The organism is Paenibacillus sp. CMM36 (assembly GCF_053570945.1).
In genome coordinates this window covers 202,320-212,394 of record NZ_JBSEDY010000010.1, presented here as the reverse complement: position 1 = coordinate 212,394, position 10,075 = coordinate 202,320, and the positions used below count along the sequence as shown (strand labels likewise).

General features: G+C 49.0%; 9 protein-coding genes and 1 rRNA gene. All 10 read right to left on the bottom strand.

All coding sequences use genetic code 11. The features are described 5' to 3' along the window. Positions 1-85, bottom strand: a 16S ribosomal RNA gene (locus tag ACWA2B_RS19615); the annotation flags it as partial. A 266-nt stretch (positions 86-351) separates the two neighbouring features. After that, positions 352-480: a hypothetical protein gene (locus tag ACWA2B_RS19610; protein ID WP_274386409.1), complete on the bottom strand. Its 129-nt coding sequence runs from the start codon at positions 478-480 to the stop codon at positions 352-354. Next, positions 480-2,090 (bottom strand): FAD-dependent oxidoreductase, encoded by a 1,611-nt coding sequence (locus ACWA2B_RS19605; RefSeq protein WP_449292533.1) that lies wholly within the window; start codon positions 2,088-2,090, stop codon positions 480-482. Before ACWA2B_RS19605 ends, ACWA2B_RS19610 begins: the two co-directional genes overlap by 1 nt. A 25-nt stretch (positions 2,091-2,115) precedes the next feature. Continuing rightward, entirely contained in the window at positions 2,116-3,051 is a 936-nt protein-coding gene (locus ACWA2B_RS19600; protein ID WP_152526700.1) for an ROK family protein, read from the bottom strand. A gap of 156 nt (positions 3,052-3,207) precedes the next feature. Next, entirely contained in the window at positions 3,208-4,047 is an 840-nt protein-coding gene (locus ACWA2B_RS19595; protein ID WP_318628205.1) for a MurR/RpiR family transcriptional regulator, read from the bottom strand. Continuing rightward, positions 4,025-4,744: an N-acetylmannosamine-6-phosphate 2-epimerase gene (locus tag ACWA2B_RS19590; protein WP_029516815.1), complete on the bottom strand. Its 720-nt coding sequence runs from the start codon at positions 4,742-4,744 to the stop codon at positions 4,025-4,027. The genes ACWA2B_RS19595 and ACWA2B_RS19590 overlap by 23 nt, the downstream gene beginning before the upstream one ends. 5 nt (positions 4,745-4,749) lie before the next feature. Continuing rightward, a complete protein-coding gene (locus ACWA2B_RS19585) occupies positions 4,750-6,291 on the bottom strand; it encodes a DUF4127 family protein (protein WP_165149166.1) in 1,542 nt (513 codons plus the stop codon). Positions 6,292-6,388: 97 nt separating this feature from the next. After that, positions 6,389-8,215, bottom strand: coding sequence for a protein O-GlcNAcase (locus tag ACWA2B_RS19580; RefSeq protein ID WP_318628203.1), 1,827 nt, complete (start codon positions 8,213-8,215; stop codon positions 6,389-6,391). Positions 8,216-8,264: 49 nt separating this feature from the next. Then, positions 8,265-9,155 carry a carbohydrate ABC transporter permease gene (locus tag ACWA2B_RS19575; protein WP_029516818.1) on the bottom strand — a complete coding sequence of 297 codons (891 nt, stop codon included), beginning with the start codon at positions 9,153-9,155 and terminating at the stop codon, positions 8,265-8,267. Beyond that, positions 9,155-10,036 (bottom strand): carbohydrate ABC transporter permease, encoded by an 882-nt coding sequence (locus tag ACWA2B_RS19570; RefSeq protein ID WP_318628202.1) that lies wholly within the window; start codon positions 10,034-10,036, stop codon positions 9,155-9,157. The genes ACWA2B_RS19575 and ACWA2B_RS19570 overlap by 1 nt, the downstream gene beginning before the upstream one ends. Positions 10,037-10,075: the final 39 nt, after the last annotated feature.

Below are 10,075 nucleotides of genomic sequence, written 5' to 3'. Positions count from 1 at the left end.
AAGCTTCTAAATAACCCCGCTCGACTTGCATGTATTAGGCACGCCGCCAGCGTTCGTCCTGAGCCAGGATCAAACTCTCCATTAAAGACCAACCGAAGCTGGTTTATAGAAAGAGCGATAAGCTCATTTTGAAACTGACGAGATAAAATATCTCTTGTTTGATTTTGCGAACAAAATCGTTTTACTCACTCGTTGTTCAGTTTTCAAAGATCAAACATTTCTCTTTCGCTGCGTTTTTCAGCAGCTATAAGATCATATCATGTTCGTTTCAAAAATGCAAGGGTTATTTTTTCTTTTTTTTTAAAAATCATTTCACCCAAGCTTTTCGCTTTTGAAACTGCTGTTTTGTTGTCAGCTCAAATAATATATCATAAACCCCAGCAACTTAGCAAGAACTTTTTTTTGTTTTTTTATTTTAGAATAAATCCACTCATCTTTCAGCTCATTTAAAATCAGTCGAGGGGCTAGTTGCCCCTTCATTAGCTGATGACTTCCTCTGGCTCAAATACCTCTGCAGGCCAGTGCAGTTCCACACCTTGGCGAAGAAGAACATTTTGAAAACATCCAAGATGCTCTGCTGATCGGCTCACTTCAATGGGATATACTTCGTTGGAGACACAGTAAGCCGCTAGACTTCCTGATGATTCTCCTATATTCCATTCTGTAGGATGCAATCGATAGCAGCCATTGGCTATTTGGGTCATCCCTATATTTTTGCAGGCAGGAAGTAAATTGCGCACCCTCACCGGAATAAGTGAGCCCAATGGAATTTCATAAGGATAGTTAGGGATGTAGAATGTTCGCTGAGATACCGTAGTTGGATGAAGATCCAAATGATAGCTACCTACACCTACACTATCTATATATCGCTTGGGTCCCTCTTCTCCCCGAAGCTCACGACTTACATCAAACTCAGATATCATATACTTGGCCTGAATTCGGCGTGACTCGCGAATATAAGCCGTTTTAGCCAGACCGTCAGATGTGCCGAGAACATCACCCCGTAGTCGAATTCCCGGATAGCCGAACCCTCCATCTAACCGGGGCGCTTCGGTTTGAAGCCAATATATTAATGAACGAGTCAACTCACGCGCTCCTTCTCGATGTTTTGCCTGCTCCTGAGCAGTGACACCGATCAATGGCCCAAGGTAATAATCATTTTGCGCCCAGTTTAAAAGAGTTACCTCACCATCATTTAGCGGTTTGCTCCATATCGAGGGATCTACAATACGACGATAATCCCATAAGGATACAATGCCCTGATCGTTAGGAAACAATGTGAACTGTTTTAGTTTACTGGTATCATCCGCGTCAGTAGCAAACCAGCTCAAAATCGGAAAACGGGAAAAGGAAGGAATATAATTTCTCCAGAAATCATATTGTTGCGGCCGCTCTATAATGAAGCTTTCCTGGGGAATATAGTCTACGGCAGCCACATGTGTGATAGATTGCATATCAAAAGGGTTAGCACACTCCAGTGCATGAGGCTCACCCGTAGCAGCCCGCGACTCCGCTCCACTCGTATGCTCCACGCCTGCCATTGGAAGGAGATCACCACACTCTGTCGCATCCAGATAAAACGCTCCGTGCAGCACTCTAAATCCACACTTATGATCAGCGCTATTCGAGGTACGGACAGTTACAGAAGTAATACAGTCCCCATCCGTCTGAACGGCAATAGGCACGGTGTGATAGTATACATGAACGCGCCCCGTATTCAAATAGGGAGCGAGCATATCTTCAAGCACCCGCAGAGCTACCCGTGGTTCATGGGCCAGACGGCTTACCCAACCGTTCCCAGGGTTGAGAATGAGATTATTTCGAGCTTCTTCGGTTAACGGATAGTTCTGACGGTAATAGTCACGTACACGATTACGGAACTCACGGTATGTTGCTGTGCAACCAAATTGTTCGATCCATCGATGCTCATCTGGGGGAACCGCCTGTGAAGTTAACTGCCCCCCTAACCAGTCCGTCTCCTCTGTCACGATGACTCTCATGCCAGCCTTCGCCGCCGCGAGAGCTGCCGATGTCCCCCCCAGGCCTCCGCCAATCACAACAATGTCGGTATCAAGCCGTTTTTGCGTCATGGTTCGTTCCCCTTTCATTCTTGTACTAGGACTCGGTCATTTCGAAGGCAAGCCGTGCAGCACCGATAATTCCAGCGCGATTGCCCAACAATGCCCGACTTACTTCCGTTTGAACTCCAAATTGGTGCAGATGCTTTTCCAGCATGGGCCACCAGACCTCTCCCGTGTCCGATACTCCTCCGCCTACAATGATCCTCTCAGGATCAAGAGTCACTGAGATGTTAGCTAGAAGTACAGCTAAATCTGCGGTGTAATCATCCAGCACCTGAATTGCCTCCTGGTTACCGTGAACGGCCTCTTTCACAATCTCGTTTCCCGAGCGGTACAATTTACCGACGTGTTCCCTACCTCGACGTAAGAGGGCGCTCCCCGATACATATTGCTCGGCGCACCCTTTTCTTCCGCAATTACAGGGGTGTCCTCCGGGGAATAGAATACTGTGCCCCCAATCACCGCCGCTCCAATGAGCCCCTCTGCACAAGAGGCCATTTTCCATATATGCACCTCCGACACCTGTTCCCAACGTGAGCATCACCAAGCGTCGCTTGCCCTTCCCCGCTCCCTGCCACGCTTCTCCAAGTAAAGCGGCGTTCGCATCATTATCAGCAACCGCTCGTAAAGCCAGTTTTTCCCTAGCCCATGTTACTAAGGATGTACCTTGCCAGCCAGGTAGGTTATCTGTGGCATACACAACTTCGCCGCTCTCCACATTTACTCTGCCAGCAGTAGCAATGCCAAGAGCGCCTACATCTATATGGGCACCGAGGCTGGTATCTCCAAAAGAACGCAACAGTCCGAGCACAGATTCTGACACCTGCGACAATACCCATTCACGTCCCCGGGAAGCGTCCGTATCCAGCCGGATTTCATCAAGCACCGATCCGTCCCGTGCCACTATGGCGGCCTTCACCGATGTGCCCCCAATGTCGATTCCAATGACTCTGTTCACAGCAGCTGCCACCACACCAACCTCCTTGTTACCTACATAAAAGCTTACTAGCTCTTTGTACAAACCCTCTATTAATAGCAATACATGAAATAGCCATTCATAAGCACCACAAACACAAGTCATTGAACCTGTCGAAACGCACAGTTTTCAATTCACAACTGAAAAATCTCAATAGCTTCGTTCAATAACGGCCCTCGCTGTTTTTTCCTTCATCTGTTTGGTGTGACTCGTGTGCTTGCGAGCAAGCCCTTCGCAGATGAGGTCAATCACGAATAGTTGTGAGATTTTAGCACCGATTGAACCACCTTCTATCGGCGCTTCTTTGCCCGCTGTTAGCAACACGATATCTGCAATGGAGGTAATGGGTGATTTCGCATAATTTGTAATTGCGATAACAGTTGCACCGTTTTGCTTGGCTTTATACAGCATATCGTTCGTATCCAGCGTACTTCCTGATACACTAATGCCGATAGCCACATCACCCGGGTTCATGGACACCGCCATCATCGACTGAATATGTCCGTCTGCCACAGCCTCGGCGCGACGCCCGATGCGTAAGAAACGGTTTTTAGCATCCTGCGCGGAAATCCCCGAAGCACCTACGCCGAAAAATTGAACATAGCCCGCTTGATCGAGACACGCAATCGCACGACCAAGCTCTGAATGGTCCAGCAGCCCCATACTGGAGTGCAAAATATCGAGCATGTTGTGATACACCGTACGCGTAATATCTTGTTCGTCATCTGGGTCGATGTTCTCCTCGCCCATATCAGTTTTACGATAAGTCTGGTTTTGCGCTAGGGACAGTCGGAAATCCTGATAACCTTTGAAACCAATCTTCCGACAAAAGCGCATGACGGTCGTTTCGCCTGTACCTGCAAAATCCGCCAGCTCCGTCACAGAGAAATATATGATGTCTGCGGGATGCTCCAGTACGCACAAGGCAACTTTCTGCTCCGATTTCGTTAATGAAGGATAATACGTTTTAATTCGGTCGTTCATCTCCATAGATGCATTTCACTGCCTTCCTTGCGGCATCGGCAAACCGCTGCGTAATCAATTGGGGTCTGGTAATCGCCGAGCCTACAACCACTGCATGTGCTCCCATTCGGAATGCTTCCTCAACCTGCGCTGGATCATAGATTTTGCCCTCTGCAATTAAAGGAACGGGAACCAGTTCCGACGCTCTCCGAACCAGCTCCAGATCAGGACCCTCAATCTGAGCAGAGTACGGCGTATACCCGGATAACGTGGTGGATACGCAGTCTGCGCCAAGGGAGGCCGCATGAAGTGCCTCCTCCAGTGTCGATATATCTGCCATGGAAGTGACTCCCTGCTCATGGGCATAATCTATGAGCCTCTTCAGCTTGCATCCCGCTGGGCGCGGTCGTAATGTGGCATCCAGCGCAATGATATCCGCGCCTGCCTCCACCAGTTCCTCCATTTCACGAAGGGTAGGCGTAATGTAAATATCAGAATCATCATAATCCCGCTTAACCAAGCCAATCACTGGTAGAGAAATTGCCTGTTTAATCGCACGTACATCCGATGCGCCATTGGCGCGTATCGCCACAGCTCCACCCTGCTGTGCGGCAAGCGCCATTTTGACCATAGAATCTGCTCCATGTAACGGTTCGCCTGGTAGCGCCTGACAGGACACGATCAGTCCGTGCTGAACTTTGGATAATACACCTTCCATTCCCATAGGAATCACCCTCTCTTCTCAGCATGATGCCGTACGGTTAATGCGACTTCAAAGGTGCGGTTCCACGGCATGTAGCAATCTATAATTTCCACGCGGCCTTCCGGCCCGTTCACATATTCATTGAGCGCCTGCTCCAGCCGTCCGCGAATAACCGCAGCTACCGAGCCTCTCGGTCCATCGAGCATAAACTTGGTAAAACCCATCTGCTCCACAATTCCGTTATTCATAGCCGTACGTACCACAGCGCAATAACAGGCATCCTCGGCGTAGCGCAGCGACAGAAAATCCAAATGTTCCTCCGTAGAGCCATAGTGGGTATACAGCATGGACTGGGCAATGACGGTGCCCAGCGTGTTAGAACTGGTATTCCAGCCTGCATAACCCGCCAGCTTAAAAAGCAGTCCTTTTTGCTTCAATAGTCTAAGTAGCTTGAGATCTGCGCCGTTGGCGTAGCCCACATCAGCAACTGCAACATTTTGACCTGCATATTGCAGCATATAAGAACCGTACTCAACCAGCTCTACTACATTCCGATGCACATCATATCCGGTCATTGCACGCTGCTGGGATGAAGCCTCTGCCATCGTGTCACCAGGTGTGTTAGCCAACAAAATCAAATCAGCCTCCGTTGCTGAGGAAGCGATCAGCCCACCTGCCGCCATAATCTGATATTTTAAGGTTTCGTAAAAATAGCGATCTTCAAAAAGCGGTACTACGAATGCCCCCTGCAAAGCAGACAATCGGGGATACACCAGTGGGACTACATTATTCATCTTGTTAACCCAACGAGCCAGCAACGTACAACCCACTTCATCTGCCCCCGGGTACATGTATACATTCAAATCCAGCCCAAGCTCAGAAATACGACTTCTTAGCCGCTGCTGATCCTTGGCGGTATAGCCGTAGGGAGCCGAATCATCCTGTGGGATGATCATAAAATCAATGATACCTTCTGCTACGAGATCCAGCGCAACTTCATTGGCCTCCAAATTCACATGGCGACGCCCTAGGTAATCATCCAATATTTCCATTGGCAGACGCTCGTTGATATCAGCTAATTCGAGTAACTCTTCTGCGGTAGCAATCCCCAGCTCCTGACGATGCTCAATGAAGCCCTTTCTGAATATCTCACGACCCCAATCGGCATAGTAATCCGGTTCTTCATCAGCCAAAGAATATTGCGGACAGCGCATAATCAGTTGAAATGCATACAGGGTCAGTTGCGGATATAGCTGTTTTAGCCTGCGAAGCCGATTCACTCTATCTTTGACCTGCTCGCTCGACATACTGTGTAGTCGAGAAGGTACGATTCCTCCGTACAGCAACGTATCCATCGCAACAATGGCTCCATCAGCCGCCGCTGCGCGTTCTTCGAGCCATGCCCATAGTCTGGTCGTATCGCCAGGGGTTTTCTTTTGTCCCATCCATTCTAATGGGGGCCGCTCCATCTCAAAGTCTGTACCCTGTGCCAGTAAATAAGGAAATTGATAATTACAGGGCCGCTCATCCAGCGGTATAAAAAGTAATCGGGTTTTGGGCTTCACCATACGTTCCACCTCTCCTGAAAATTACCGTTATCCTAACGGCAAATGATTATTTTCAGGGCAGCTATGCTGCCTTGGTTGCTTAATCCAGCACAAATACTCACAAAATCAGCCGATATTTTCCTTGTTCGTCCTGATCGACATAACCCCACTGCGCAGCAGCACGGATCGCCGGATTGCTACCCAGCCGAGCCTCCGCTTCTAAGCAAGCAGTGATACCGCTTCGCAGTTCTCCTACGATTTCGTCTGTCAGAGGTGACGGCTCTTGCTCGTCAACAGCTTCCCTCGGCGTGCCGCTCTCCCCCGACTGTGCATCGTCCTGTCGCTCGCTGCTGAGTGCAGCTTGACGCAGCACCTGCCACAGGCTCGCATCCAGCTCGGCACGTTCCAGCCACGGTGCGGCCTGGGACACGAATCCTGCTGCTGGATCACCGGCAGGCACGCTCCGTAGGACGCTCACGGCCTGAAGCAGCCGCTCAAAGTACATATCCAGCGCAGGGATATCGCGCATTTGCAAAGCAAGGTCCACGTCCTCATACGCGTTGCCGCCTAGTCGGCTGTTCCTGTTTTGACGACAAAAAAACATCAATTCATCCGCACGCTCTCCCACTAACTCCTGCGCAGCCCATTCCCAAGATCGCTCAGGCATATACCGTTCACTGTTCCACATAAAGTGGGACATCGTAATGAGCGTCACTTTGGAGCATTCCCACTGATTCATCGGGTTGGCCACCATACCGGTATGTCCACAGTCTGGTAGCCCGGAATATCGTCCGCGCAGCGGATCAAGGAATAACCGATCATGGTCACAATCATTCACCGGGATGTTATCCCACAGCCACAGCTCATGCCCGAAGAATACATGATTATCAGCGGCGTGCTCGCGACTAATCTGTGGAGCAAAAACAAAGTACCCGGTCCAGAACACCTTAATCTCCGGATGCAGCCGCTCACGGAAATCCTTTTTGTATTCGGTATCCCAATATGACCAATATTCCGAAGGACAGACCGTCAGCGTAAATTCAGGCAGTCGTTCAGCTAGCCATGCATGCACCTTGTTCGTCAAAAAGACATGAGCGTGACCCGAGCGGCCCAGCAAATGTCGATTTCCCCCTTTGAGTACGTAGTCAATGTCATCCATTAACACAGAAAAATGACGTACGCCAATCGCAATCACGGCCGCCAGCTTTTCAGTCAATTTAAGGAAGTCTTCATCACTGCCAAAGCTCAGGTCGTTCCCTGGGCTGATACAATAATGGAAATCAACCTCATGCCGTTCGCAGGCTTCCTTTAATTCGCAAATCTGGGCAAACGTATCCTCAGGGTACGGCTCTCTCCATAGCTCACGATGATATGGATCATCCTTGGGGGCATACATGAATGTGTTCATCCGATGCGTAGCCATAAACCGAACGGCATCCAGCCGATCCGCGAAACTCCACGGTTTCCCGTAAAAGCCCTCAATAATTCCTCTGACCGGGAAGGAAGGCTCATCCCGAATAGACATCACCGGCAAAGTACATCGCTCCTGTTCCACTTGAAGCAGGAGATGCAGGGCATCCATACCGTATTTGAGCCCTCTTTTATTGGAAGCATGAATTTCAATCCGCCCGTCCTTCTGAATGTCCAACCGATATCCGTCTGCAGCAAGCATTCCGTCATATTCGAGCACCAACTGCACGCTTCCCCGTGTTTCAGTCGGTACACCCGGCCCTGGAGGCACAATAAGCTTGATCGGTCCCTCAGGGTCCAGCACACCTTCATACTCCTGATTCATTGCAAAGCGAGAGGACAGTTCACAGATCAGTCGCGGTTCGGAGATAACCAGCCTTTCCCCGCTGTCATACACATCACGAAAATAATATTGAATCTCCTGCGGTGCTAGCCCTACACTCGAATAAGGCCCCGTTCCTTCGGACAGTTCCATCGCAATCGTCTCCTTCCATTCACAGGCTCTTCGTAGCCGTGACTACTGGCTATCCTTTTACCGCTCCCGCCAAACCTTCCATATAGTAGCGCTGTGTAAACAGGAACAATATAATGATCGGCAGTACCGAAATCATTGTGCCGGCAGCAATCCAGCCGAAGTTATAGGCAAATTGACCGTTGAGATACGTGAGCGCAGCTGCTAGCGGATATAGCTCCGTATCGTTCAAAATAACGATAGGCCACAGAAAGCTGTTCCAGAACGACATCGCCTCCAACAGAGAAATTACAGCAAGCGCTGGCTTGACCAGCGGAAGCACCAGCTGCCACCAAATTCGAAACTCCGAAGCGCCGTCCATTTTACCGGAATCACGTACATCGGTGGGAATATGAATAAACGTCTGTCGCATCAGAAAAATGTTGAACACGGAGACTGCCCCAGGCAACACTACACCCAAATATGTATTGCCCAGATGAAGCCCTTGAATGGTCAGATAATGCACAATAAATGCGGTGTAGGAAGGAATAATCATCGTGGCAATCAGCAGCGTAAACACCAGATTTTTACCCTTAAAACGAAACACAGCCAAGGGATATCCTGTCAGACTGGCGAGTACCACATTGAGCACAACGCCCAACACCGTAATGATGACCGTATTCAGCATATATTTCGGGAAATTCATGAACTGCCACACCTGAACATAGTTGTCGAAATTAATAAAGGTCGGAAAAATAGCGGGCGGCGTTGAAAAAATGTTACGGCCTGGCATGAGGGATACGCTGAGCAGCCAGAGGAACGGTCCCATTAAAAAGAGGGCGAGTAGCACTAGAAGCATGTAGATGACCGTCATTCTCAGCATTCGGGCGAGACTGCGCATGCTGCGGCTACTTTCCTTTTTAGGAAGAGATGAGCATAGCAATTTGTCATCCTTTAGATTCATCAATAGGGATTGACACCACCTTTCCTATTGAATCGGAATACGATAATACTAAGTACGGCAATCATTGCACCGACAATTAAGCCAAGCGCCGAAGCATACCCAAAATTAAACTGCTCCATCCCCTTTTGAAAAATATACAAGCTCGATGTCAACGTGGCCGTTCCCGGTCCACCCTTGGTTAGTACATATACTTCATCAAATACGCGGATAGCTGACATGAGTGATATAAGGGTACAGAACAGAACGTAAGGTCTTAGCAGTGGAAGAGTAATATGAACAATCAGACGCCATCGGCTTGCACCGTCGACTCTAGCGGCTTCGTACAGATCTTGAGGAATGTTTTGTAATCCAGCCAGATAGAGCATCATATAATACCCGAGTCCCTTCCACATTGTGATGAACATCAGTACATACAAGGCCAAGTTGCTGTCCGATAACCAGTGTATGTCTTTGCTAATCAGGCCGATCTGTATGAGCAAGTAGTTCACTACGCTGTTATTGCCCAACAGCCAGCTCCAAATTAAGGCTACCGCTACCATTGAAGTCACAACAGGGATGTAGTAGGTCGTGCGGAATATTTTGATTCCCGGGATACGGCTATTCACAAGCACAGCCATCAGGATGGAGAAAATTTGGAGAAAGGGGACAATGAGCACGTACAACAATGAGTTCCAAATCGAAATAAGAAAGTTACGGTCCTTAAACGCCGCTTCAAAATTATCCAAACCGACAAAATGGGTATCTGATATGACAGAGTAGTCTGTCAATGCCAGCGGAATGCTGTAAATAATAGGCCAAAATACAAAGACGGCAAGCAATAACAGTCCCGGCGTCATAAAAGCCCAGGCCGTAAAAGACTCCGACCTCAACCATTTGATCATGCTGCATCACCACCTGATTTCGATAAATGAACAGGGGAG